This window comes from Pseudoalteromonas sp. SG44-1, from assembly GCF_014164315.1.
Taxonomy (GTDB): Bacteria; Pseudomonadota; Gammaproteobacteria; order Enterobacterales; family Alteromonadaceae; genus Pseudoalteromonas; species Pseudoalteromonas rhizosphaerae.
In genome coordinates this window covers 1-245 of the sequence record NZ_JACJEW010000315.1, presented here as the reverse complement: position 1 = coordinate 245, position 245 = coordinate 1, and the positions used below count along the sequence as shown (strand labels likewise).

Annotated in this window: 1 rRNA gene; it reads left to right on the top strand. The window is 46.1% G+C overall.

What is annotated here, in order from left to right:
* Positions 1-20: 20 nt before the first annotated feature.
* Positions 21-245 (top strand): 23S ribosomal RNA (locus tag H5187_RS24265); the annotation flags it as partial.

The following is a 245-nucleotide window of genomic DNA, read 5'->3' as shown; positions in this document are numbered from 1 at the left end:
AAGACCCGTTTGGGTTGTATGGTTAAGTGACTAAGCGTACACGGTGGATGCCTTGGCAGTTGGAGGCGATGAAGGACGTATTAACTTGCGATAAGCCTAGTCAAGCTAGTAAAAAGCACTTGAGACTAGGATTTCCGAATGGGGAAACCCACCTGCTTGCAGGTATCGTTAACTGAATACATAGGTTAACGAGGCGAACGCGGAGAACTGAAACATCTAAGTACCCGTAGGAAAAGAAATCAACC